We start from the raw sequence: 24,460 nt of genomic DNA, 5'->3' as shown, positions 1-24,460 counted from the left end.
GAACACCGCGGGAGAGCTCGGCCCGCGCGGCGAGCCCCCTATTCCCCCGGCCCCGCCGGAAAGACGTTTCGCAGGGTGAAGGCATGCGGGGTCGGGCCATGCGCACGCAGGTGCAGGACGCGCTTCTCGGCTTCTGCGACCGTCGGGCGGTGGCCCGCCGGGACCCACCACAGGGCGGTCATGGGTTCGGTCAGCCGCTGGAAGAACTCGAAGCGGCGGGCCAGGAGTTCGCGGTGCAGGCCCTGATACATGAAGGCCGTCAGGGCGTCGGTGTCGCGCCACACCGACATGTTCACCAGCATCGTGTCGTCGCCGAAGAAGCGCAGGTCGGTGGCATTGCCGGACTCCGTCTGCAGGCGCCACACGAACCCGTCGGCCGCGTCCGCCACCGCGTTCACCGGGTCGAGCCCGTCCATGAAGTCCTTCAACTCGGCTGAGTCCAGCGGGTGTTTGAGGCGGCCTATGTTCACCTGGGCGAGTTCGTACCGGGGCGTGTCGTTGGTCATGAGGCGCAGAGTAATCAGGAGGGCCCGACGGGTCGCTCCCTTTTTTCGAGGGGCGAGACGGGCCGGGCCTATGGCGCCAGCGCCGCCTCCATCACCGCCCTCGCGATCGGCGCCGCGTCACCGCCGCCGCTGATGTCGCCCCGCTTCGCCGACGCGTCCTCGACGACGACCGCGACCGCGACGGCCGGGCGGTCCGCGCCGTCCGCCTGGGCCCAGGAGATGAACCAGGCGTACGGGCTGCCGACGTTGCCGACGCCGTTCTGCGCGGTGCCGGTCTTGCCGCCGACCGTGGCCCCCGGGATCGCCGCGACGGTGCCGGTGCCGTTCCTCACCACGTCGATCATCATCTGCTGGAGCTGCTGCGCGGTCGCCGGATACATCGCCTGCTGGTAGGTGCGCGGCCTGGTGGTGGAGACGGTCGTGCCGGCCGCGGTCGTCGTATGGTCCACCAGATAGGGGTATTTGAGCTCCCCGCCATTGGCGACGGCCGCCGAGACCATCGCCATCTGGAGCGGCGTGGCCGTCGTGTCGAACTGGCCGATGGAGGAGAGCGCCAGTTGGTCGGGGCTCATCTCCGTGTCGAAGTTGGATTTCGCGACCCTCGACGGGATGCGCAGCGACGCGTCGTTGAAGCCGAACCTCCGCGCCGTGTCCACCATGGTGGCCAGCCCCACCTTCAGCCCGACCCTCGCCATCACCGTGTTGCAGGAGACGGTCACCGCGTACGCCAGCGAGGCCCCGCCGCAGCCGCTCGGCTCATTGGGGAGCGTGGTGACCGAGTTGGGCAGGACGTACGGATCCGGCGTGTCGGTCGGCGCTTCGACGTCCGTGATCAATCCCGAGTCGAGCGCGGCCGCCGCCGTCACGATCTTGAAGGCGGAGCCGGGCGGATACGTCTGCCGGATCGCCCGGTTGAGCATGGGCTGGTTCGTGTCCGAGGTCAGCCGCCGCCAGGCGTTCGCCACCGACCTGCCCGTACCCGAGAGGACACCCGGGTCGTACGACGGGCTGCTGACCAGCGCCAGGATCTTGCCCGTCGACGGTTCGATCGCCGCCACGGCCCCCTTCCTGCCGGCCAGACCGTCGTACGCGGCCCGCTGCATCGACGCCTTGATGGTGGTGACGGCCTGCCCGCCGGGCTGCCGGTCGCCGGTGAGCCCGTTCCACAGCGGGAACGCCGGCAGGAGCGGGGAGGTGCCCGACAGGACGGCGTCCTCCGCGTTCTCGATGAGCGTCGTTCCGTACGTCTGCGAGGCGTACCCGGTGACGCTCGCGTACAGCGGCCCGTACGTGTACGTCCGCTCGTACCGCAGCTGCTGGCCGCTGTCCCGCGACCCGGTGACGCTCTCCCCGTCGACCACGATGGCACCGCGCGGCTGGTGGTAACGGGCGATCATCAGGCGGCGGTTGGCGGGGTGGGAGTCGAGCGCGTCGGCCCCGAAGACCTGGATGCGGGCCGCGTTCACGAGCAGCGCCACCAGGAGGACGAGGCAGAAGGCGGCGGCCCGCCGGATGTACCGGGTCATGTGGGTGTCCCCTTCACCGATGGTTCGGGCCGTGCGATGACGCCGGGTTCGACCGCGGGAAGCGGCCGGTGGGCGGAATCACTGATCCGGATGAGCAGTGCCACGATGATCCAGTTGGCGATCACGGACGAGCCGCCCTGCGCGAGGAAGGGCATCGCCAGGCCGGTGAGCGGGATGAGCCCCATCACGCCGCCCGCGATCACGAACACCTGGAGCGCCACGATCGAGGCGAGTCCGATCGCGAAAAGGCGCCCGAACGGGCTGGTCAGGCAGATCCCGGCCCGGTAGCCCCGGGCCACGAGCAGGGCGTACAGGAGGAAGATCGCGGTCAGTCCGCACAGGCCGAGCTCCTCGCCCGCCGTGGCCAGGATGAAGTCGGACTTCGCGGCGAAGCCGATCAGGGTGGAGTGGCCGAGGCCGAGCCCCGAGCCGAGCGTGCCGCCCGCCCCGAACGCGAACAGGGACTGGGCGAGCTGGCTGGGGCCGCGGCCCGCCTCGATGGTGGCGTACGGGTTCAGCCAGTCGGCGACGCGGCTGTGCACATGGGGTTCGAGCAGCGCGACCACGGCCGCGCCGGCCGAGGCGAGCAGCATTCCCACCGCGATCCACCCGGTGCGCCCGGTCGCCACGTACAGCATGACCACGAACAGGCCGAAGAACAGCAGCGAGGTGCCGAGGTCCCGTTCGAGTACGAGGACGCCGACGCTCATCAGCCAGATCGCCACGATCGGGCCGAGCACCCGGCCGGTGGGCATCTGGAGCCGCCAGATCATGCGGCCGGTGTACGCGAGCGCGTTGCGGTTGGCGGCGAGGTAGGCCGCGAAGAACAGGGCGAGCAGGATCTTGGCGAACTCGGCCGGCTGGAACGAGAAGCCGCCCGCCCTGATCCAGATCTTGGCGCCGTTGACCGCGGGGAACAGGATCGGGACGAGCATCAGGAACAGGCCCGCCGCCATCGAGACATAGGCGTACCGCTGCAGGATGCGGTGCTCACGCAGGACCAGGATCACGGCGAGGAACAGGCAGACCCCGAGCGTCGACCAGACCAGCTGGGTGGGGGCCGCCCGGCTGCCCGGGGTCGCGAGGTCGAGCCGGTAGATCAGCACCAGGCCGAGCCCGTTGAGCAGCACCGCGATCGGCAGCAGCAGGGGGTCGGCGTGCGGCGCTCGGAAGCGGACCACGAGGTGGGTGAGGAGCGCGAGCAGGCCGAGCCCGGCCCCGTAGCTCGCGGCGTCGGGCGGCACCGTGCCGCTCCTGGCGAGGCCGACGTCGACATAGCCGAGCACCACGACGAGAACGGCACCGACGAGCAGGGAGAGCTCGACTCCCCGCGGGTCGGGGTGGCGGAGCTCGGGCGGGGAGGCGTCGGCCGCCAACGGTGCGGTCATGCCAGGCAACGTAGCAAGACACAGGCCTTATGTCCCTGTATGTCATAAAGTGCCGAACGGAATGCATGACGGTACGTCAAAAAGGAGCCGGCGCCATGGGGCCCGTGGAGTTCATCGTCCTCGCCTTTCCCGAGGAGCAGTTGAGGGTCCGGGCGGTCGCCTCGCTCGGCGCGCTGCGCCGGTCCGGCGCCGTCGCCCTGATCGACGCGCTGGTCGTCACCAAGACCGCGGGCGGCGAGGTGCTCGCCGCCGAACTCGACGAGTTCGAGGAGCTCCAGGGGATGCTCGGCGGCCGGGACGCGACCCGGCTCATCGGCCCCGAGGACGTCACCGAGTCGGCCGGGCTCCTGGACCGCGGGAACTGCGCGCTGCTCGTCCTGGTCGAACACCTCTGGGCGGCGGAGGCGGCCGAGGAGGTGCGGGCGGCCGGCGGTCGCATCGCCGGCTCGGTACGGATCCCGCCGGAGCGGCTCGCCGAGGTGAAGGCGGGGCTGGCCGCGCTGGCCGCGTCCGCACCGTCGCCGTCGCCGTCCTCGTCCACCGGAACGGAGGTCTGACCGATGTACGTCCGACCCGCCCGCCCCGAGAGGCACCCCGTCGAGCGCCCGGCCGGCGCGCCCCTGCTGCGCGGTCTGCTCTCCGGCAGCCCGGGCTATGCCGCCGACCGTGCGGCGCACGCCGCGGCGCCGCACGCGCCCGTGCACGCGAGCGGCGCCGATGTCGCGGACCGGCTGACCCGCCTGGGTGACATGGTCAGCGAAGGACTGCTCACGCTCGAAGAGTTCGCATCCGCCAAGTCCAAACTCCTCGGCGGCTGAGCGGCACGCTCAGCACCAGCGCGGTACGGCCCCGATGTTGTCGATGTAATAGGCCGATGCCCACGCCCAGGTGCCGTCGGTGAGCAGGTACCAGTGGTCGTTCCCGTGGACCCGGTCGCCGCCGGTCCTGCAGAAGATGTGCACGATCGAGCCGTACGCCGCCGCGCCGACGATCCTGCTGCTCCGGGTGGGCCGGTCGCGCAGGAGCAGGCCGGACTTGGCGGTGACGCGGCCCGTGTACCCGTTGTGTGCAAACTCCCCGGCGGCGGCGGTCTGCGCCGTGGCCAGGACGGCCACGGCTGCGCCGGCCGCGCAGAGGCCGAGTGCGGCAAGGGGTGAGCGCAGGGACATGGTGCCTCCTGGATGGGGCGGGGCCGCGGGTGAACGACCCTCAATTCGCCTGCCTCACGGTAAATTCGCTCATCGGAGTTCGCAAAGCGTAACGAGGCGTCACTCGGCGTGTGGGCGCTCCCCGGACTCGGGCGCCTCGAAGCTGACGTACTCCGGGAGTTCGAGCCGGGCCACCGCGCCGCCGTCCGCGGCGTTGGCGAAGCGCAGCTCGGCGCCGATCACGGCCGCCTGGCCCGCCGCGATGGTCAGGCCGAGCCCGTGCCCCTTGTTTCCGGCGTCGGTGCGGAAGCGCTGCGGGCCGTGGTCCAGGAGGTAGTCCGGATAGCCCGTGCCGTGGTCCCGGACGGTGACGACCGGCCCGTGCACCGTCAGCTCGACCGGGGCCTTGCCGTGCTTGTGGGCGTTGGCGAGCAGGTTGCCGATCACCCGCTCGAGGCGGCGCTTGTCGGTCTCCACGCAGGCGTCCCGCACCACCGTGAGGGTGGTGTCCGCCTCCGCGGTGCCCGAGGCGACCGAGGCGCGCACCACCCGCTCGACCACCGGGGCGAGCTGCTGCATGTCGAGGTCGACGGTCTCGCTGCCCGCGTCCAGGCGGGAGATCTCCAGGAGGTCCTCGGTGAGCGAGCGCATCGCCTGCACCCGGTCGCGTACGAGCTCGGCCGGGCGGCCCGCCGGCAAAAGCTCGGCGGCCGCGTGCAGACCGGTCAGCGGGGTGCGCAGCTCGTGCGCCACATCGGCGGTGAAGCGCTGCTCGCTGAGCAGCTTGCCCTGGAGCGTGGAGGCCATCGTGTCCAGGGCGCCGGCCACGATGGCCACCTCGTCCTGGGGGCGCGAGGGGTCCTTGGTGCGGGGGTCGTTGACCCGGGCGTCGAGGTCGCCCGCGTCGATCCGGCGGGCCACCGTCGCGGTCTGGTGCAGCCGCCGGGTGATCCGGGTGACGGCGAAGACGCCGACAAGCAGGGTCGCGCCGATCGCGAGGATGGACGAGCCGAGGATGGCCTTGTCCAGGCCGTTGATGGTGCGGGCGCTCTGGGTGTAGTCGATCTCGGCGGCCAGCGCCCTGCCGTCCGCCGGGCCCGCCGCCCACATGGTGGGGCGGCCGTGGTCGTCGTCGACGAGGGTGCCGCGCTTGCCGGAGACGGCGAGCCTGCGCAGCGAGGGCGGCAGTTCGGGCGGGTCGAGGCCGGCTCCGGGCGGCAGCTGCTCGCCCGCCTCGTACATCTGGGTGACGTCGGCGAGCCGGTCGAGCGCCTTGTGGCGGGCCTCGCCCACGGTCTGCCGGGTCACCGAGACGTGCACCAGGACGCCGAGCAGCGACGCGAGCGCGCAGCACATCACGGTGATGAAGACCGCCGACTTCCAGGTCAGCGTCGCCGTCCAGCGGGGCAGCGGCAGGCGGGGCGGCCTCGATATCCGGGGGAGTTTCATGGTGCGTCCGCCGTCGGGGTGGCCGACGGCTTCGCCGTCGGCGGCTTCTTCTTCGGCGACGGCGAGAGCTGCCCGGCGCCGGACGGTGCGGGGTGCTTCCCGCCGGGGGTCTCGCCGCCGGTCTTGCGGCGCACGATCTCGTCCCGGGTGGGGAGCATCGCCTGCTGGTGGTCGTCCCAGGACCACGCGGTGCGGTACTCGTATCCGGGCATGCCCGCAGACACCGACCGCAGGATCACGTCGCGGCCGGCCAGGTCGACGCTGATGATCTGGTCGACGGTGGACATGATGCGGATCAGGCCGCCGTCCTTGGCGGGCATGTAGCAACGCACCGCGAGCTGCTGGTCCGGCATCCGGATGCCGACGATCAGCTCGTCCTTGCCGTCCCCGGTCAGATCCCGGTAGTACGGCTTGAGGACCGGGCAACTGCCCGGCTTCTGCTTGCAGGCGGCGAGCTGGCGGACCGTTTCGTCGTAGAGGCCGTCCTCGCCGCTGTACGTGTTCGGGTGCGCCTTCACCTCGGCCTGCACCACCGCGACCGGGCTCAGCTTGCGGACGTCGCCCCCGCTCACCTTGATCCCGGGCACCTGCTCGGTGTCGGTCTCGCCGTAGTCGTTCGGGGTCGCGGTCGCGGGCGGCAGATCCGGCCACAGGTGTATCGGGCCGATCGCCGTCGGCGTCGCACCGGAGCTCTCCAGGTGCCCCGCTCCGCCGCAGCCGGACAGCAGCAGAGCACCCACTGCGGTCAGCAGGGGTGCCAGGAGGGCTGTGCGAAGGTGGCGGATCAAGGTGCTCCTGTCGTGCGGGAACCCCAGGCTATTTCACCTTCCGCCGGGGCTTCGCCCGAGCCCCGGTGCGTTATTCGGCCTTGACCAGGTCGGCATAGAAGATGATGTTGGCCGAGCGGTGACCGTCCTTGATCGGACCGCCACAGGTGATGAGGCGGAGCTCGGCGCGATGGGTCGTCCCGTAAACCTTATGTGTCGGGAAGTCCTTTTTCTCGACCTGCTGGGTTTCGCGGATCTTGAACACCGCGGTCGAGCCGTCCGCCCGGCCGACCTCGATCACGTCGCCGACCGACATGTTCTTCACGTTCCGCATCAGCGCCGGGCCGTTCGCGGTGTCGTAGTGCGCGACCAGGACCGAGGCCCCCTTCTCGCCCGGTGTGACGCTGCCGGTGTACCAGCCCGCCTGCTCGGCCCGGTCCACCGGCGGCACCTCCAGCTCCTGCGCGGAATCCACCCCGAGCCGCAGCACCGGGCTCGCGTCGACCCCCGCGGAGGGGATGACGACCCGGGTCGGCTCGGAGGCCTTCAGCGGGCCGACCGCCTCCCTGGGCTGCGGGGCGGCGGCGTTCTGCACCCTCACGTCACGGGCCTTGGCCACCGGATCGGGGGTGCAGGCCATGAGCCCGCCGCCGAGGGTGAGGGCGAGCACGGAGGCGGCGGCGATCCTGGGGATCCGGGTCGGGGTGGGCGTGGTCATGTGTACGACGCTAAATGCCCGGTATTGCGGCTTTACCTCGCATACGTAACAGCCGGCCGTAGTTCAGCGGGCGGTGCGGTCACGCGTGGCGGGGTTCGGGGTGAGTTTGCGGCGTTCCTACTGCTGGTACGGGTTCTGGCCCTGCATCTGGCCCGGCTGGGGCTGGCCGTACTGCTGCTGCGGAGCCACCGGCTGGGCCAGCAGACCCTCGGTCTGCTCCTTGGTGATCTGCTGCTCAAGCCCGCAGAACGTGCACTGCGTACGGAACCGCGTGGAGATCGGGAACAGCGGAACGAAGAACAGCGTGAACTTCGTGACGTACTTGCGCAGCCCGTGCGCCGAAGGATTGCCGCAGTTGCCGCACACCAGCGTGAGCATCGCGAGCTGGTAGAGATAGCCGCGGGTGCCGAAGATGATCATTGAGTGGTTCCCCTCCCGGATTCCTGGGTCGTGTCGCGCGTAAGTGTCGTGGTCATGACCGTCCTGCGTCCATCGCGTTGTGACGACGCCCACACGACTTATTGCCCTCACGGGCATCGGGCTGTTCCCATGGTCGTGGTGGGGTGATGGGGCATGCCAGGACTGCGGGTCACACCGGTACACCGGCACGGACAGGCGCGACTGTACGTCAGCCTCCCGGACGGGCGCAGCGTCGCCTGGTACGACCGGGACACCGGGCGTGTGTCCCTGCTGCTCGACGACCGCAGGGACGAGGTGCTCGCCGCGCTGCGCCCGTACGCCGTCGGGGAGCTGATCGTCGGCCCGCCGCCGGTGCCGACCCCCGCCGACCTGGTCCGGCTCTCCCTGCACCCCGACGACGACCTCGCGCCCAACCGGCCCGGCGAGGCGATCCTGACCGAGCTGGAGCGGTACGAGTCCCAGCATCGGTTCAGGGCCGACCCGCGCCGCCGGGAGCTCGCCGCGCAGCAGCTCGCCGGGGCCGCCCTGGAACGCCTCGAAGGCGCGGGCTGGCGGGTTCTGCACTCGGTTCCGCTGCCGGGGGCGGCCAGGATCGACCACCTGCTGGTGGGGCCGGCGGGCGTCCTCACCGTGCGCTCGCTCGCGGCCCAGCGCCACCGGGTGCGGATCGCCGACCCGCTGGTCACGGTGGGCCGGGCCGCCTCCGTGCCGTATCTGCGCCACGCCCGCCACGAGGCCGAGCGCGCCTCCCTCGCCCTCGCGGCGGCGGTGCGGCCCGTCCTCGTCCTGGTCGGCGCGGAACGGGTGGAGCTCGGCCCGCCCGGCATCCGGGGCGTGAGCGTCCTGAAGGACAGCGAGATCCCGGACCTGGCCCGCATGGGCGGCGTCCTGAAACCGGCGGACGTGGAGTCCCTGTACTGGACGGCCCGGGACCGCAGGACGTGGCTGCGGGTCTGAGCCCTGTCACCCCTCGGCGTCCCGCAGCCGCAGCACCACCGCCCCCGCGTGCCGCGTCGTCGCCCACTCCACCTCCGCGAGCAGCCCCTCCGCGACCGCCCGGTACGCCACCTCGCCGAGCCCGGCCGCGACCGCCGTGCCGCTTCCCTCGGCCGCGAGCGGCGCAAGCGCGCGGCCGGCCTCCGCGCGCAGGGCGGCGGACAGCGGGCTCGACATCACCGGCACGTCGTCGCCGGGCAGCACCAGGACGAGCGCGGCGGGCCGGGTCACGCTGCCGGTGTGCCCGATGACGACCGCCTCGCGGGTGTCGGTGTGCCGCAGCTTGCGCCAGGCGCGGTGCCCGGCCCGGTACGGGGCGTCGAGCCGCTTGGCGACCAGGCCCTCGATGCCGCTCGCGGGCAGCGTCTCGTACCAGGTCAGCGCGGTGTCCGCCGACGTCGTCATCGGTACGGCCTGGAGCGGCGGGCCGAGCGGGGCGAGCACTTCCAGGAGCCGGGCACGCCGGCGCCCGTACGGTTCGGCCCGCAGGTCCCGGCCCGCGTCCGCGAGCAGATCGAAGGCGGCGTACGAGGCGGGCAGGCGGCGGGCGAGAAGGGGGGCCCGGGCCGGGGTGGCGGCGGCGCGGCGCTGGACCGCCGCGAAGTCGGTGCGCCCGCCGGACCACACCACGACCTCCCCGTCCAGGACCGTCCCGGGCCTCAACTCCCTTGCCGCGTCGGCCAGATCGGGGAACGCGCCGGTGATGATCCGCCCCGAGCGCGCCTGGAGCACGACCCGCTCCGCCTCCCGGAACACCAGCATCCGGTGACCGTCGAACTTCGGCTCGTACGCCCATCCCGCCCCGCGCGGCAGCGTGGGCACCGCCTGCGCGAGGGCGACGGTGAGCGGGGGCCGCAGTGCCGGGGCACTCACGGGATGCGGCCCGCCCGGTCGGGGTCGGACAGGGGGGCCAGGAGGTCGCCGTCCCGCTCCAGGCGGGGGACGATGTCGCCGATCAGGAACGTCAGGTCGGCCGGGGATCCGCACGACTCGACCTCCGGCCACGAGACCGGCGCCGACACCGTCGGGCGCTCCTTGGCGCGCACGGTGTAGGGCGTCGCGGTGGTCTTGGCGGCGGCGTTCTGGCTGAAGTCGATGAACACCTTGCCGGGTCGCAGGGCCTTCGCCATCTTGTGCGTGACCAGCTCCGGCAGGGCCGCCTCCGCCTCCCTGGCCAGCGTCTTCGCGTACGCCGAGACCTGGTCCGAGGGGGTCGGCTCCAGCGGGGTGAGCAGGTGCAGGCCCTTGGCGCCGGAGGTCTTGGCGTAGGTGTGCAGTCCATCGGCCGCCAGACGGTCCCGCAGCCAGACCGCCACCGCGCAGCACTCCACCACGCTCGCCGGCTCGCCCGGGTCGAGGTCGAGGACCAGGCGGTCCGCCTCGGCGGGGGCATCCGCCCGCCACTGCGGGGTGTGGAACTCCACCACCAGGTTCGCCGCCCACATCAGGGTGGCCAGACCGGCCACCACGACCTGCCGGGCCGCCTTGTCCTCCGAGCGGGGGACCGCGGCCGTCTTCACCCAGGAGGGCGTGCCCGGCGGCGGATTCTTGGTGAAGAAGCGCTGGCCCCCGGGGCCGTCCGGGAACCGCAGGAACGACACGGGGCGGTTGTCCAGCTGGGCCAGGAGCGGGCCCGAGACCGAGGCGCAGTAGTGCAGCAGCTCGCCCTTGGTGGTGCCGGTGGCCGGGTAGAGCACCTTCTCCAGATTCGACAGGGCGATCCGCCGCCCCTCCACCTCCGTGATCGGCGTCATACGATGAGAGTCCCACGAACCACACGAACCACACTCCTCGGGGACGAAGAGGAGAAACCGTGCGATCTATCTGGAACGGTGCGATCTCGTTCGGCCTGGTCAGCATCCCGATCAAGCTCGTGAATGCCACCGAGAACCACTCGATCTCGTTCCGCCAGATCCACACGGCGGACGGCGGCCGGGTCCGCTACCGCAAGGTGTGCGAGCTCGACGGCGAGGAGCTCAGCACCGAGGAGATCGGCAAGGCGTACGAGGACGCCGACGGCTCGATGATCCCGATCACCGACGCCGATCTGGCCGCCCTGCCACTTCCCACCGCCAAGACGATCGAGATCGTGGCCTTCGTTCCGGCCGACACGATCGACCCGCTCCAGATGGACGCCGCGTACTACCTCTCCGCGAACGGGGTGCCCGCCGCGAAGCCGTACACCCTGCTGCGCGAGGCGCTCAAGCGGAGCCAGAAGGTCGCCATCGCCAAGTTCGCGCTGCGCGGGCGTGAGCGGCTCGGCATGCTGCGGGTGGTCGACGACGTCATCGCGATGCACGGGCTGCTCTGGCCGGACGAGATCCGGGCGTCCGAGGACGCCGCCCCCGAGGCCGATGTCAGCGTCCGCGAGGCCGAACTCGACCTGGCCGACGCCCTGATGGACACCCTCGGCGAGGTCGACATGGCGACCCTGCACGACGACTACCGGGCGGCCGTCGAGGAGCTCATCGCCGCGAAGGCGGACGGTGCGCTCCCTCAGGCGCAGGAGGCTCCCGCCGCCAAGGGGGGCAAGGTCATCGACCTGATGGCAGCCCTGGAGAGCAGCGTCAAGGCCGCGAAGGCCGCGCGCGGCGAGGGCGAGGAGGGGGAGGTCGCCGAGGTCACCGAGCTGAGCTCGCGCAAGACCCGCAAGACCGCGCCGGTGAAGAGGACGGCGGCCAAGAAGACGACTCCGGCGAAGAAGACCTCGCAGGCCAAGACGGCACAGGCCAAGAAGAGCACCGCCACCAAGACCACGACGACGGCCGCCGCCAAGAAGTCCGCGGCGTCGAGCCCCAAGTCCACCGGCGCGAAGAAGTCCACCGCCACCACCGCCAAGAAGACCGCGGCGAAGAAGACGGCCCCGAAGAAGCGCGCCAGCGCCTGACCTCCGTACCCCGGTGCGCGGCCTCGATTCGGTAACGGAAGGGTTGCGGCGCGTCCGCGATGGCCAAAAGGATGCCCAGGGATGTGAAAAGGATGCCCAGGGATGTGAAAGGGGTGCGGTCATGGTGCGAAGAACCGGCGACGGCCACACCCGTACCGGGCGGCGGGGCGGCCCGGACCCCGTTGTGCTCGCGGTGCTGCCGTACGCGGTGATGGCGCTGGTCGTCGTGGCCAACCTGATCGCGGGCCCCACGGTCGGGCTGCTGCCGCTGGTCTCGCTCGGGCCCGCCTTCGCGGGGCTGGTCGGGGGCTGGCGGCGCACGGTTGCCGTGGGCCTGATCGCGCTGGCCGCCGGGGTCGGGCTCGGGATCTACAGCGACCTCTTCGAGGAGCGCCGGGGCTTCGCCTCGCTGGCCGCCGTCGCGGGGGTGACCGCGGTGGGCGTGGCCGGCGCCGTGATGCGTCAGCGCCGCGAGGCCGAGCTCGCCGGCATGCGCTCCATCGCCGAGGTCGCCCAGCGGGTGCTGCTGCGGCCGGTGCCGCGCAGCGCGGGGCACCTGCGCGCGGCGGTCTCGTACACCTCGGCGGTCGCGGAGGCCAGGATCGGCGGGGACCTGTACGAGGTGGTGGCGGCGCCCGAGGGGGTGCGCGTGATCATCGGGGACGTCCAGGGCAAGGGGCTCGAATCGGTGGAGACGGCGGCCGTGGTGCTCGGGGCGTTCCGGGAGGCCGCGCACGACGAGCCGGACCTGAAGGGGGTGGGCGCGCGGGTGGAGCGGGCGGCCGGGCGGGCCCTTCAGGGCGAGAAGTTCGTCACCGCGATCATCGCCGAGCTCGACCCCGCGAACGGGGCGGTGTTCCTCAACTACGGCCATCCGCCGCCCCTGTTGGTACGGGCCGACGGCTCGGTGTCCTTCCCGGAACCCGCGTCGTACGCGTTGCCGCTCGGCCTGGGGCTCGGCTCGGGGGAGGGCCCGCAGCCCTTCCGGGTCGCCTTCGCCCCCGGCGACCAGCTCCTGCTCTACACGGACGGGGTCACCGAGGCCCGCGACAGATCGGGCGCGTTCTACCCCCTGGGCGCCCGCACCCCGCTCCTGAAGGACCCCGACCCCGAGGCGGCCCTGGAGGCCCTGCGGCGTGACCTCATCCTCCACACGGAGGGGCCGCTGCACGACGACGCGGCGATGCTGCTGCTCCGCCATCGCGAATAGACCCGGGCGGGCCCGGGGCTCGCTCCCCCCCCGCCCAGCGGGCAGCGCTTCAGCCGAGTGGAGCCCCGGGGCCCTCCAAATGCGCCGTCAGCTTCTCCAGCATCGGCCACGTGGCCGCATCCGTGCCGTCTCCCAGCGGGTAGTACAGCGCGGGCCCCGCGGCCGGGCCGAGTCGGACGGGGCGCACTGCCAGGGGTGGCCGGCCGGCGTGGGCCAGGCCGGCCGACCGCACGCCCTCCGCTCCCAGCGTGTACGACACCGGGATCGGAGGCGCCTCGAAATGGGCCGGGACGGCCAGGTCCCGGCGGCCCCGGCGCAGGGTGACCAGCATGTGGGTCAGGCCGTGCGAGCCGGCCAGAACGCGAGCCAGCGGCTCGATCGCGTCCAGCGGGGGTGCCTCGTCCGCCCCGTACCCAAGCGTGAGCGTCGCGTCCGCCGCCACTCCCCGCTCGACCCGCGAAACCCGCAGCCCCGCCAGAGCGGGCCGCGCCGGGTCGCCGACGGCGAGCAGCTGGGTCGGCTCGGGCGCCCGCTCGCGGGCGAGGTCGGTCAACTGGCGGGCGGACCAAGGGAGGTTGATGGGCTCGGCCGTGCCCCAGCCGGCCGGGGCCGCGCCGGTCAGCGCTTCCCAGGCGGCCGACAGGGCGTGCCCGAGCACCAGGTTCTCGTCCGCGTTGTGCACCGTGCGGAACGCGACGATCAGCTGCCGCTCGGAGGTGAGCGCGGGCGCGGTGAACGCCTCGGACACCACCGCCTCGCCCGAAGCGTCCCGGGCCGGCGCGAACGTACCGTCCTGCCAGCGAAGGACCGCGCCGGAAAGCCCGTCGTAGTACCCGCAGTCGGGGTCCTTGACCACCCAGCGGTTGGGCGCGCCGGTCAGCGCCGTACGCAGCGGAAGGCTGAGCCGCACGCCGGGCGGGGTCACGATCTGGAGCGCGCGGCGGCTCTCGACCGCGGCGCGCAGGATGTGCGAGAGCCAGGCGGTCAGCGCGATGACCGGCCGGTCGCACATGACGACGGCGGTCGACTCGGTCAGCACGTCCACCGTGGGGTGCGCCCCGCCGGCCGCGGGCCGCGCGCTCACCCCCGCGTCCGAGGCGTCCTCGGCGACCGGCACGACCTCCGTGCTCGCGGCGCCGGGCGGCCAGGCGGTGCCGCCGAGCAGGGTGGTGAGCCGCCCGGCCACCGACCCCGCGAGCCGCTCGGCCTCGGGCGCCGCCGTGGAGGCCCGCGCCTCCGTCCACCAGAACGGGCCATCGGGGGGCGTCACTTGACCACCGAGGAGACGTTCCGCCTCACCCGGCACCTGCACGAGCAGCGGTGCTTCCAGGGAGACCAGCGGACGGCCGTCCGCCGCGCAGAGCTGGACCACCGCCCCGTCGTGGCCGGTGTCGACGGAGAGCCCGGGTCCGCCCGCGTACAGGCCGGCGAGCAGGGCCCAGGTGTCCGGCATCTTCGGGGTGAGGGCGATGACGTCCTTGGTCACGAGTGCTCTGCTTCTTCCGGCTGGTGGGCGAGGGCGGTCTGGACGAGCTGGTGGCGGCGGCCGCGGCGCACCAGGAAGCCACGGCCCGGCGGCTGCGCGGACGCGTACAGGCCCGGGAACAACTGGCCCTCCGTGCGGTCGCCGGTCATCACGAGCGCGGTGGTCCCCGTCTCGCGCAGGGTGGTCAGGAACGGTTCGTACAGCGCCCGCGAGGAGCCCGCGACACGGCGGGCCACCACGAAGTGCAGCCCGATGTCCTGCGCCGAGGAGATGTACGGCAGGAACGGCGCGAGCGGCTGCTGGCCCGCGGTGGTCAGGATGTCGTAGTCGTCGACCAGGATGACGATGCGCGGCCCGCTGAACGAGGGCCCGTCCGGCAGCGCGTCGTGGTCGACGGTCTCGTCCGGCAGCCGCTTCTCCAGCTCGGCGGCGATCCCGGAGGCGAGCCCCACGCTGATCTTCGCGTTGTGCGCGTAGCCCCCGCGGTACGGCTCGGGCACCACGCCGCGCAGCCCGCGGCGCGGGTCGAACACCGCGAAGACCAGCTCCTCGTCGCTGTAGCGGGCGGTGAACTGCTGGGCGATGAGCTTGAGCAGATTGGTCTTGCCGCACTCGTTGTCGCCCAGGATCAGCAGGTGCTGGTCGTGCTCGAACAGGTCGAGGAGTACGGGGTCGAGCGCGTCCTGGTCGACCGCGATCGGGATCCGCTTCGGCTCCGCGGCCGGCGAGGGAAGCCGTTGCGCGGGCAGCCGAGTCGGCAACACCCGTACGGGAGAGGCGAGTTCGCCGTGCCAGGTGGCCCGCACCGTCCGGGCCGCGTCCTCCAGGGCGGGGCCGAGGTCGGCGGGCGAGGCGACCGAGTCGGTACGCGGAAGCGCGGCCTGCGCGAACAGCTTGCTGTTGGTCAGCACGCGCCCGGGGGTGTCCTGGGCGAGCGTCTCGGACAGCTTGCGGTCGATCGACGAGTCGGACGGGTCGTTGAGGCGCAGCTCCAGCTGGGTGCCGAACATCGACTGCGTCGCGATCCGTACGTCGTTCCAGCGCAGCATGCCCGCCACGATGTGGATGCCGTAGCCGCTGCCCCGCTTGAGCAGATCGGCCACGTCGTCGTCCAGCGCGGCGAACTCGTCGCGCAGCGCCCCGTACCCGTCCACGAGCAGCACCACGTCCGTCGAGCCGAGCTCGGGCAGCCGGCCCTGAGCGCGCAGGCTGCGCAGCTCGTCCACCGAGTCGATGCCGTGCTCGCGGAACAGCTCCTCGCGCGCGGCGAGCATGGCCCGCACCTCGGCGACCGTACGCGCGGCCCGCTCGTGGTCGGCCCGCCCGGCGATCCCGCCGACGTGCGGAAGCCCCGCCAGCGCGGCGAGGCCGCCGCCCACCAGGTCGAGCCCGTACAGGGCGACCTGGGCCGGGGTGTGCGTCAGGGCGAGCGAGAGCGCGAGGGTGCGCAGCAGGGTCGTCTTGCCGGACTGGGGGCCGCCGATGACGGCCACATGGCCGCCCGCCACCGTCAGATCGAGGGTCCAGGGGCCCTGCCACTGCCGGCCCGGATCGTCGAGCAGGCCGAGCGGCACCCGCATCGGGCCCGGCCGGTGGGCGAGCTGGAGCCCGTGCTCGGAGACCTGGAGGGGGCCCGCCGCCGCGTCCAGGCTGATCGCCTGCGGCAGCGGGGGCAGCCAGATCCGGCGCACCGGCTCGGCTGCCGTACGCAGCTGATCGACCATCGCCGACATGACGGTCGGCCCGGTCTCCCGCTCGCGCATCTGCGGCTCGGGCGCGGCGTTTGCACTCTCTTCCTTCTCAGGGGAGTTGAAGGTCGGGTACGCCCAGGCGAGCGGGGTGTCGTCCTGCTGTTCCAGAACGGCGGGACCCCGGTAGGCGCCGGAGACGTAGCCCGCCTTGAAGCGCTCGTACGTCGACGTGTCGACCTTCAGATAGCCGAAGCCCGGCAGCGGCGGCAGGTGGAAGGCGTCCGTCGTGTCCAGGACCGTGCGCGACTCGTCGGCGGAGAACGTCCGCAGGCCGAGCCGGTACGAGAGGTAGGTGTCCAGGCCCTTGAGCTTGCCGCCCTCGATGCGCTGGCTGGACAGGAGGAGGTGCACGCCGATGGAGCGGCCGATGCGGCCGATCGACAGGAACAGGTCGATGAAGTCCGGCTTGGCGGTGAGGAGTTCACCGAACTCGTCGATCACCACGAACAGGTGGGGGAGCGGTTCGAGCTCGGGCCGCTCGGCGCGCAGGGCCGCGTAGTGCCCGATGTCGGCGACGTTGCCCGCGTCCTTGAGTACCTGCTGGCGCCGCTTGACCTCGCCCGCGAGGCTGGTGTGCACGCGCTCGACGAGGCCCGCCTGGTTCTCCAGGTTGGTGATCACGCCGGCCACGTGCGGCAGCTCGGCGAACGGCGCGAACGTGGCGCCGCCCTTGTAGTCGACCAGGACCAGCGCCAGGTCCTCCGGCGGATGCCCGGCGACAAGGGCGAGCACCAGGGTGCGAAGGAGCTCGGACTTGCCGGAGCCGGTCGCGCCCACGCACAGCCCGTGCGGGCCCATGCCCAGCTCGGAGGACTCCTTCAGGTCGAGCAGCACCGGCTGGTGCCGGTCGTCGAGCCCGATCGGCACCCGCAGGAACGCCCGGTCGCCGCGCGGCGCCCACAGCCGGTCGATGTCCAGGTCCGCCGGATCGTCGATGCCGAGCAGCTGCGGGAAGTCCACGGGGCCGGTCACCGGCGTGCCCTCGGCCACCGACTCGGCCGAGAGCCGCAGCGGTGCCAGCATGCGCGCGAGCCCCTCGGCCCCGGCCGTGCTCACCTCGTCGGACAGGCCGTACGACATCGGGGGTGCCGGGTTCGCCGGATCACGCAGGTCCTCGACCGTGATGCGGTCGCCGTCGACGCTGATCCGGACCGTGACATGGTCCGGCTCGTGCACCTGCTGCTCCAGGAGATGCAGCACGGTCACGCCCATCTCGGTGAGGCCGACCGCCGTGTCGGGACGGGGCAGTTCCTCGGCCGGAGCGCCGTACTCGTCGCTCACCACGAGCAGCCGGTCGATCATCCGCAGCGCGTTCCGGTCGGACAGCCCCCGGCGCACCTCCGCCGCGTACGACGCCCGCTGGCGCAGCTCCGTCCGCATCAGACGGGCCAGCTGCGGCATGCTCGGCGCGATCCGGCGCGCGGCCACCGGGCCGTCGCTCTCCAGCGCGTCCAGGACATGGGGCAGCCACTTGGCCCACTCCCAGTCGTCGAGACGGTCGCCCGGCACACCGAGCGCGATCGCCAGATCGTCCGGGGCGTGTGTGACGGCCGCCTGCACGAGCAGCGCCCGCGCGACCCGCAGCACGCCCTCACGGTCACCGACCACGCTCACGTTCGCGGCCCGGTCGAGCGGCACCGTCAGCGGCGACTCGGTGGCCGTGGCATACCGGGCCACCAGCGCCCGCGCCTCGTTCAGCATGAACGGGTCCGGCGGGGTCAGCACGCCCTGCGCACTGTTCTGCCCGATCGACAGATCCTGCGTCGGTACGGTGCCGGTGCCCACCCGCACCCTGAGGAAGTCGGCATCGCCGCGCCGCCGCTCCCACAGCCGTGCGGGATCGCGCAGCAGGTCGTACAGCGCCTGCGGCGGCGGGTTGAGGAGGCGGGCCTGAAGCCTCGACTCCCGCTCCACGGCGCCCAGTTCCTCGCGCTGCTCCTCCAGATATTCGAGGTAGCGCTCGCGCTGCGTGCGCCGGGTGCGCTGCGCCTTGCCCCGCTGGGACAGGAACAGCGCGACCGCGCCGAGCAGCGCCACGACCAGGACGATGGCGCCGAGGCCCGCGAACTGGCTGTTGCGGATCACCGTCATCATGATCACGGAGCTCATCACGCCGGCCATCGGGAGCAGCGCGGTCGCGGCCGTGCCGGTCTTGCCCTCGGGCAGGTTCGGCGGCGGCTCGATGGCGCGCGGCGCCGCGGGGGCGACCGGCCGGGTCGAGCGGGCCGGGCGGTGGACCTGGTGCAGCGTCATCGCACCCTCACCGCCCGCTCCATCGCCTCGGCGGCAAGGGCGACGGCGGCCTGCCGCGTGGCCCGGCCGAGCAGTGCGGTCTGGATGGGGCCTCCCTGGGCCAGATGCCGGTCGTAGGGGACCGGGAGCACGGTGACGCCCGCCTCCCGCAGATGTGCGGTGGCGGCCTTCAAGTCCAGTGTCATGTCGGGTGAGTTGGCGGTGAGCGCCACCACGGTGGTGGCCAGCGCCGAGTGCGGAAGATGGGCGAGCCAGTCCAGGACGAGCCGGGTGCCGCCGACGCCCTCCGCGGTCATCGGGGCGACCACGATCCGGGCGTGCGCGGTGTCCATCGCGGTACGAGCCACCTCGCCGGGCAGCGTCTCGCAGTCGACCACGGTCACCGCGAAGTACCGGCGAAGGGCGAGCGTCACGGTGCGGTACGTCCGCATGCTCAGCGGCGCGCCGAGGCGGCCCTGGCTCGCGGGCAGCAGCCAGCCGCCGTCGCTGACCGGTACGAGATAGCCGGTGACGTCGGTCAGCTGCATGGCGGGCGTGAGGATGTCGGCGAGATCGGCACAGGACCAGCGCACCGATTCGACACCGAGCCGGACCGGCAGCGTGCCGAGCGCGCCGTCCGCCTCCAGGGCGAGCACGGGATCGTGCCGGTAGTGATTGAAGCTCCGGGCGAGCAGCGCCGCCACCGTCGTCTTCCCGACCCCGCCCCGGATGGAGGTGACCGCGATGACCCGCCCGGTCGTCACGGGCTGCTGCAACTCCCGCCCGATCCGGCTCTCCTCGGCCACGTCCTGCGCGGCGGACGACCCGAGCTTGCGCACGGACCGCCCGGCCCGCTTGGCCACGGAGTCCCCGTGCACGGGCCGCCCGAGCGCCACGGCGAGCCGGGGATCGACGGTGGGCACGGACTCGGGCGTGGCCATGGGCACGGCGGCGTCCCGCCCACCGGGGATGCGGAGCTCGGGCAGGGTGGCGGGGCGTGAGTCGGCGGGAGGCGGGTCCTGCGGGGTGGGCACGGGCAGCCCTGCGGGCTGGGGGTCCGGGGTGCCGTAGCCGTACTGGGCGGCGGACGCGGCATCCGGGGCGGGGGATCCGTACTGGGCGGCGGCCCGCGCGGCGGCGATGGCGTCTGGGGTTCCGGCGGCGGGGGCGCCAACTCCATTGGCGGAGGCGGGGGTTGAGGCATCCGGGGAGGCGTCGACCGGGCGGGGCGCAAGCGGACGTATCCGGAACGTACCCTCGGCGGGGCCGGCGTAGGGCCGACCGGAGGGCGTCGAGGGGTTCCCCGCACCCGGCTGTGCTGCCGGGCCACCGGGCCCCTGCTGTGGGGGCGAGCCGAAGGAACCTTCCGCCGAGCCGGAACGCGGCTGTGCGGCCGACCCGGCCGGGCCGAAGGCAGCCTCGGCCGGGCGTGCCCCCTGGGGAGCGGCCGATCCCGCCGCGCTGTCGGCACCGCGCTGTGCGGCCGGGCCGAAAGCACCCTCCGCCGGGCCGGAACCCTGGGAAGCAACCGGCGCCGAGCCGAAGGCATCCGCACCCTGCTCTGCGGCCGGCGCTGCCGAAGGGAAGGCACCCTCCGCCGGGCCGGAACCCCGCGGTGCAACTGACGCCGAGTTCCCCCCGCTCAGCTCGCGCAGCACATCGCGCTGCCAGTCCTCGCCCACAGCCATATCCCGACCTCTACGCATACCTACGCGAACGTGCCGAGCAGACGCCCGTACACCCCGAACACCCCGAGCACCAGCGGGAACAGCGCGATTACGCCGATCGATTCCAGCGCGTCGCCGAACCGCCGCAGCCGGACCCGTACATGGTCCGCGGGCTGGATGACGAGCACCGCGACCGGGGCCAGCGCGAGGACCACGAGCAGGGCCAGCGGGCCGACCGCTCCGGTGCGTTCCCACCAGACCCAGGCCAGCCGCCCGGCCACCGCGGCGGCGGCCACGAACAGCCCCACGACCTCGGCGACCAGCGGATAAGCCCGCGCGCGCAGGGCGAGCACCACGGCGAGTACCGAGGCGAGCGGCACCGTCCAGACCGTCGGCGTACACAGCGCCAGGATCCCGGCGACCGCCGCGCAGCCGGCCATGACGACGGTGGCGAGGGCGAGCCCGCGGTGGGTGGCCGCGAGCGCGGTCGACACCTGGTAGCGGCTCACCGACGCGCCGCCGGAGCGCCGGTCGTCGAGGCCCGAGAGCCCGGACGCCATCAGCGCGAGGCGCGGCAGGACCCCGAGCAGCAGCGCGGAGACGACCACCACGATCGCCCCGGCCCGCGCCTGCCCGACGGCCGTACCGGCCCCGGACTGCAGCGCGACCACGGCTTCCCAGCAGACCCCGGCCCCGGCGACCGCCCCGGCCCCGATGAGCCCGCCCCGCCCCAGCGGCGAGAAAAGACCGAGGAGCAGCAGCGCCACCACGAGGGCGGCGGCGACCGCGCCGAGCCGGGCGCCGCCCGGCCAGCCGTACGCGTCGGCCAGCGTCCAGGCGCCGAGCACGGCGAGCACTCCGGCCGTGACGATCAGCGTGGTCGCGGGCCCGCGCTGCCCGGCCCGGCCGAGTACCGGGCCGGCGATCGCGCAGACCCCGGCCACCGCGAGCAGCACCGCGCCGACCGCGGAAAGCGCGAACTCGTCGCGCGCGAGCACCCCGGCCGCCAGCGCCCAGCCGACCGTGGCGAGCCCCGCGACCGCGCGCCGCGACGCGGGCCGCCAGCGCCAGGCCCGTACATCGAGATCGTCCGCGGCCTCGTCGGTGACGTCGTGCACGACGGGCGCCGAAGGCGCGTCCTCGACCCGCACCAGACGCAGCACCGCGCCGTCGGGCACGCCCGCCGACGCCAGCGTCGAGTCCTGGGCGAGCGCCGATCCGTCGGCCGTCGTCAGATGGCGCAGCATCGGGCGGCCGCCCGGACCGTCGCCGAGCAGCCGCATGATTTCGGGCAGCAGCAGCCCAATTGGCTCTTCGGACGGCAGAACGAGATCGACCCGACGCTGTTCACCGACCAGAGTGACCCGGCTCAATGCCGTACGGCTCACCGATCCCGTAGCTATCACGCGTGCGAACCTATCATCGGGCCGAAGACTTCACGGCGGGCGAAGAAGCAGAGGAAGAGGGGGTTGAAGTCGGCTGAACCGACGTTCCGTACGGGGACTTTCCGATGAGCTTGTGCGAAATGAACGACCAGCCCACACAACCCGCGCACAGCACCGCCGCAATCACAATTCCGGCAAACAGCTTGCCGAGCCGTTCATCGACCGACCGCCGCCCGCGCTGCCCCCCGAACAGAAGGGCATCGCGAAGCCGCCGGCGCCGTACCGAAACCGACTCCAGCAATTGGCTGTCATAGTCCTGCGCGGCAGTCATGCCCGGGCAATCTCCTTCGGATCCTGCTCATGCCGTACGGCGGAAATGCCGGTACGGGCGGGAATCAAGGCCGTTCGCGGAGCTTCGCGGTGACCGCCGCGACGAAAGCGTCCGCCTCGGCCCCGGTGATCTCCACATGGTCGACCTCGTTGTGGCCGAGTTCGTAGAGCCGGAGGTATTCGGTCGGCTCCCAGCGCAGATTCCGGGTGAAGGCCTCGTCGTAGGCGACCCCGTCGAGAAAACGCCGCCGGACAATTCCGCGCGGACTGCTCCGCGGATATCCCTCGCCGATCTTCGCGTAGTACGTGATCTCCCGGGATGCGGGGTCGATCACCCGTACATCGGCGCCCCGGCCGTTCAGCCACAATTCCAGCTCGCGGCCGCGGATTTCACGGCGCTGCTCGCCGCTCTCGACGGCCATCGGCCCGAACACCGAGCCCGACAGGCCCTGGACGACGGTGTGTTCGTCGAGCACGACGTTGAACGAGGTCTCGTTCACCGACGCGTCGGTGAGGTCGGCGCCCTGGAGCAGGGTGCCGAGCAGCGCGGCGCCATTGAGTCGGGCGCCCCGCAGCGAGCCGCCCCGCACGTCGGTCTCGGACAGCTCGGCGCTGCCCAGATCCGCGCCGTCCAGCTTGGCGCTCCGCAGGGAGGCCCCGTCCAGTACGGCCTTGACCAGGCCGGCGCCGGTCAGGTCCGCGCCGTCGAGCACCGCGCCTTCCAGGTGGCACCGGTAGAAGTCGGTGCCCACAAGGACGGCGTCCCGGAGCACGGTCCCGGTCAGCATGCCGCCGCCGAGGTCGGCGCCGGACAGATCGGCGGCGGTCAGGTCGAGCCCGTCGACGCCGAGCAGCGAACCCGGCTGCTCGGCCCACTCGCGGAGCGCGGCCGCGGCCTCGGCGTCCTTCGGCATGGCCCGGACGATCCGCCGCTCGCCTTCGTCACGGATACCAGACAACCCGATCACTCCACCCATGGTCTTCGACAATTGCCCTGACATCGTCAATAGCGGCCTGATCGGCATTGCGCATGTCCAGAATGACCACGCGCTTCCTGTTCACGATCTGGTCCTCCAGCTTGCGCACCCAGCTCCCATTGTTCGCGGGGTCGTACGCGCCCTTGAACGGCAGCGACTTGTCGCGAACGTTATTGAGCGGAGGCCAGTCGGAGTGTACGCCCTTGATGTCGTAGAACTCCCCGATGCTCGGCGAGTAGAGGTCACCCTGATTCGCACCCGGCGGACGCTGAATGTCCGAGGGCACCTTCCCGCTCTCGCGCATGTCGAGAGCGATCCGTGCCTCGTCCATCTCCGACGGCTTGACCTTCCCCTTGTGATCGGGGTCCTGCTTCAAGACGTCGAAATCGTCGGCGTACTTCTTCTCGATCGCCTGGAGATGCGAATCGTGCGTAACGCGCTCGGCCGGAGTGAGCTCGGCAGGCGGCCCATTGCCGTGCACGGAGGCAGGCCCGTGCCGGCCGTGGTCGACATGCGGAGCCTCGGGCAATGCCGAACCGTGCGGCTCGTGCCCGAGATCGATATGCAGATCCCCGGCCCCGTGCGGCACCGGCACCTTTCCGAACAAGTCGCTCTGCTCGGCCCGGATGGCCGCGAGGTCCTCGTGGGAAATGCCGGGCAGGCGTTCCTTCTCGTAGAGGACATGGCCGTCCATCTTGGCCGTGAAGCTCTCCGGCGTGTGGAACTGCACCTCGAAGACCTGACCCGAAACGGGGTCGCGCCAGGTCGAGTTGATGCCCTTGTAGCCGGCGCTGTCCCAGGTGTTCTTGAACGTGACGTTCTCGAACCCGCGGCTGCGGAAGTCGTCGACGGCCTGCTGCACACCGTGCGCGTAGTCCTTGGAGGGCAGCTCGACGGTGTAGCGCAGCGAGTCCTTGATGTTCCCGAGGGCGTCCTCGGGCCGCAGCATCGGATCGTCGTGCAGCGCCGTCGCGATCTTGCGCTTGAGCGAGTCCTCGCCCTTGAGGCGGTACTCCAGGCCGTTGAGCTTGCCGTGGTCCACCCGGTCGGCGGCGGACTTCACCGCGTCGGTGATGCCCGGCTCGGCCGACTCGGCCCGGTGCATGAACTGGTCGGCCGCCGCGTTGGCGTGCGGATCGAGGTGCAGCCCCTGCGGCCCCTCCCAGGACCCGTCGGGCAGATTGCCCCGCGGCTCCCCGGGCCCGTCCGGAAGATGCGGCCCGCCACTGCCGGGCGGCCCTCCGGCGTCGCCGCCACCAGTACCGCCGGCCGACCCGGGCTCGCCCGGGTGTGTACCGCCGCCGTGCCCACCGGTGGGGAGGTCGCCGTGCGAACCCGTACCGGGAAGGTCGTGCGACGCCGGTACGGAGTTGTGAGTCGTCGGTCCGGAATTGTGCGACGGGCCGCCCGGGGTTTCGTGGCTGGCGGAGGGCCCGAGGTCGTGGGCGGTGCCGCCGGGTGTGCGCGCCGGGTCGTGGGCCCCGGCCATGGCCGGTTCCTTGAGGTCGGCGCCGACCTTGACCGGCTGCTCGACGTGGGGGAGGGAGCTTTTGAGGCGTGCGATGTCGTCGGCGCTGAGTTCGACCTTGGCGGGTGCGATGGTGCCGTCGGGTTTGT

Annotated in this window: 21 protein-coding genes and 1 pseudogene; 5 read left to right on the top strand and 17 right to left on the bottom strand. The window is 72.4% G+C overall.

The genetic code is table 11. The features are described 5' to 3' along the window. Positions 1-38: 38 nt before the first annotated feature. The 3 genes from IE206_RS14955 to IE206_RS14945 form a co-directional block, all read right to left on the bottom strand. A complete protein-coding gene (locus tag IE206_RS14955) occupies positions 39-506 on the bottom strand; it encodes a DUF3291 domain-containing protein (RefSeq protein WP_189962649.1) in 468 nt (155 codons plus the stop codon). Positions 507-574: 68 nt separating this feature from the next. Beyond that, positions 575-2,032 carry a penicillin-binding transpeptidase domain-containing protein gene (locus IE206_RS14950; RefSeq protein ID WP_189962648.1) on the bottom strand — a complete coding sequence of 486 codons (1,458 nt, stop codon included), beginning with the start codon at positions 2,030-2,032 and terminating at the stop codon, positions 575-577. Beyond that, positions 2,029-3,420, bottom strand: coding sequence for an FtsW/RodA/SpoVE family cell cycle protein (locus tag IE206_RS14945; protein ID WP_189962647.1), 1,392 nt, complete (start codon positions 3,418-3,420; stop codon positions 2,029-2,031). Before IE206_RS14945 ends, IE206_RS14950 begins: the two co-directional genes overlap by 4 nt. Before the next feature lie 95 nt (positions 3,421-3,515). On the opposite strand from IE206_RS14945, the gene IE206_RS14940 reads away from it, so the two are divergent. Continuing rightward, positions 3,516-3,977 (top strand): DUF6325 family protein, encoded by a 462-nt coding sequence (locus IE206_RS14940; protein ID WP_226599860.1) that lies wholly within the window; start codon positions 3,516-3,518, stop codon positions 3,975-3,977. A gap of 3 nt (positions 3,978-3,980) precedes the next feature. After that, entirely contained in the window at positions 3,981-4,238 is a 258-nt protein-coding gene (locus IE206_RS14935; protein ID WP_189962646.1) for an SHOCT domain-containing protein, read from the top strand. 9 nt (positions 4,239-4,247) lie between these two features. Here IE206_RS14935 and IE206_RS14930 read toward each other — a convergent pair. From IE206_RS14930 to IE206_RS14910, 5 genes and pseudogenes are all read right to left on the bottom strand, one after another. Further along, a pseudogene (locus tag IE206_RS14930) lies at positions 4,248-4,478 on the bottom strand (SH3 domain-containing protein); the annotation flags it as partial. 210 nt (positions 4,479-4,688) lie between these two features. Further along, positions 4,689-6,017: an ATP-binding protein gene (locus tag IE206_RS14925; RefSeq protein ID WP_189962644.1), complete on the bottom strand. Its 1,329-nt coding sequence runs from the start codon at positions 6,015-6,017 to the stop codon at positions 4,689-4,691. After that, complete coding sequence (locus IE206_RS14920) at positions 6,014-6,802, bottom strand: hypothetical protein (RefSeq protein WP_226600036.1); 789 nt, start codon at positions 6,800-6,802, stop codon at positions 6,014-6,016. Before IE206_RS14920 ends, IE206_RS14925 begins: the two co-directional genes overlap by 4 nt. A gap of 73 nt (positions 6,803-6,875) precedes the next feature. Continuing rightward, on the bottom strand, positions 6,876-7,502 hold the full coding sequence (locus IE206_RS14915; RefSeq protein WP_189962642.1) for a class F sortase: 627 nt from the start codon (positions 7,500-7,502) through the stop codon (positions 6,876-6,878). A gap of 117 nt (positions 7,503-7,619) precedes the next feature. Beyond that, positions 7,620-7,922, bottom strand: a complete 303-nt coding sequence (locus IE206_RS14910) for a zinc ribbon domain-containing protein (RefSeq protein ID WP_189962641.1) — start codon at positions 7,920-7,922, stop codon at positions 7,620-7,622. Between the two features lie 153 nt (positions 7,923-8,075). Between IE206_RS14910 and IE206_RS14905 the strand changes: the two genes are divergently transcribed. Next, entirely contained in the window at positions 8,076-8,879 is an 804-nt protein-coding gene (locus IE206_RS14905; protein ID WP_189962640.1) for a nuclease-related domain-containing protein, read from the top strand. Between the two features lie 6 nt (positions 8,880-8,885). Here IE206_RS14905 and IE206_RS14900 read toward each other — a convergent pair whose 3' ends face one another. Beyond that, positions 8,886-9,791 (bottom strand): ATP-dependent DNA ligase, encoded by a 906-nt coding sequence (locus IE206_RS14900; protein WP_189962639.1) that lies wholly within the window; start codon positions 9,789-9,791, stop codon positions 8,886-8,888. After that, a complete protein-coding gene (gene ligD / locus IE206_RS14895; RefSeq protein WP_189962638.1) occupies positions 9,788-10,672 on the bottom strand; it encodes a non-homologous end-joining DNA ligase in 885 nt (294 codons plus the stop codon). The genes IE206_RS14900 and ligD overlap by 4 nt, the downstream gene beginning before the upstream one ends. Before the next feature lie 59 nt (positions 10,673-10,731). Between ligD and ku the strand changes: the two genes are divergently transcribed. Continuing rightward, a complete protein-coding gene (gene ku, locus IE206_RS14890) occupies positions 10,732-11,805 on the top strand; it encodes a non-homologous end joining protein Ku (RefSeq protein WP_189962637.1) in 1,074 nt (357 codons plus the stop codon). A 121-nt stretch (positions 11,806-11,926) separates the two neighbouring features. Further along, the gene (locus tag IE206_RS14885; protein ID WP_189962636.1) at positions 11,927-13,015 is read left to right on the top strand and encodes a PP2C family protein-serine/threonine phosphatase; all 1,089 of its coding nucleotides are present in this window, start codon (positions 11,927-11,929) and stop codon (positions 13,013-13,015) included. A 49-nt stretch (positions 13,016-13,064) separates the two neighbouring features. Here the strand turns inward: IE206_RS14885 and IE206_RS14880 are convergent, their stop codons facing one another. The 7 genes from IE206_RS14880 to IE206_RS14850 all read right to left on the bottom strand — a co-directional run. After that, entirely contained in the window at positions 13,065-14,501 is a 1,437-nt protein-coding gene (locus tag IE206_RS14880; protein ID WP_189962635.1) for a DUF6177 family protein, read from the bottom strand. Then, positions 14,498-18,505: a type VII secretion protein EccCa gene (eccCa, locus tag IE206_RS14875; protein WP_189962634.1), complete on the bottom strand. Its 4,008-nt coding sequence runs from the start codon at positions 18,503-18,505 to the stop codon at positions 14,498-14,500. Before eccCa ends, IE206_RS14880 begins: the two co-directional genes overlap by 4 nt. Beyond that, a complete protein-coding gene (locus tag IE206_RS42445; protein ID WP_226599858.1) occupies positions 18,502-20,172 on the bottom strand; it encodes a hypothetical protein in 1,671 nt (556 codons plus the stop codon). The genes eccCa and IE206_RS42445 overlap by 4 nt, the downstream gene beginning before the upstream one ends. Before the next feature lie 20 nt (positions 20,173-20,192). Beyond that, positions 20,193-21,557 (bottom strand): type VII secretion integral membrane protein EccD, encoded by a 1,365-nt coding sequence (eccD, locus tag IE206_RS14865; protein WP_189962633.1) that lies wholly within the window; start codon positions 21,555-21,557, stop codon positions 20,193-20,195. Positions 21,558-21,570: 13 nt separating this feature from the next. Continuing rightward, complete coding sequence (locus IE206_RS14860; protein ID WP_189962632.1) at positions 21,571-21,867, bottom strand: hypothetical protein; 297 nt, start codon at positions 21,865-21,867, stop codon at positions 21,571-21,573. Between the two features lie 64 nt (positions 21,868-21,931). After that, a complete protein-coding gene (locus IE206_RS14855; protein ID WP_189962631.1) occupies positions 21,932-22,825 on the bottom strand; it encodes a pentapeptide repeat-containing protein in 894 nt (297 codons plus the stop codon). After that, the coding region (locus IE206_RS14850) for a hypothetical protein (protein ID WP_229853194.1) at positions 22,809-24,460 on the bottom strand (1,652 nt) is incomplete at its 5' end. The genes IE206_RS14855 and IE206_RS14850, both read right to left, overlap by 17 nt.

Origin of the sequence: Streptomyces violascens (assembly GCF_014649955.1) — a bacterium.
In the GTDB taxonomy this organism is placed as follows: domain Bacteria; phylum Actinomycetota; class Actinomycetes; order Streptomycetales; family Streptomycetaceae; genus Streptomyces; species Streptomyces violascens.
This window is presented reverse-complemented; position numbering and strand designations above follow the sequence as displayed.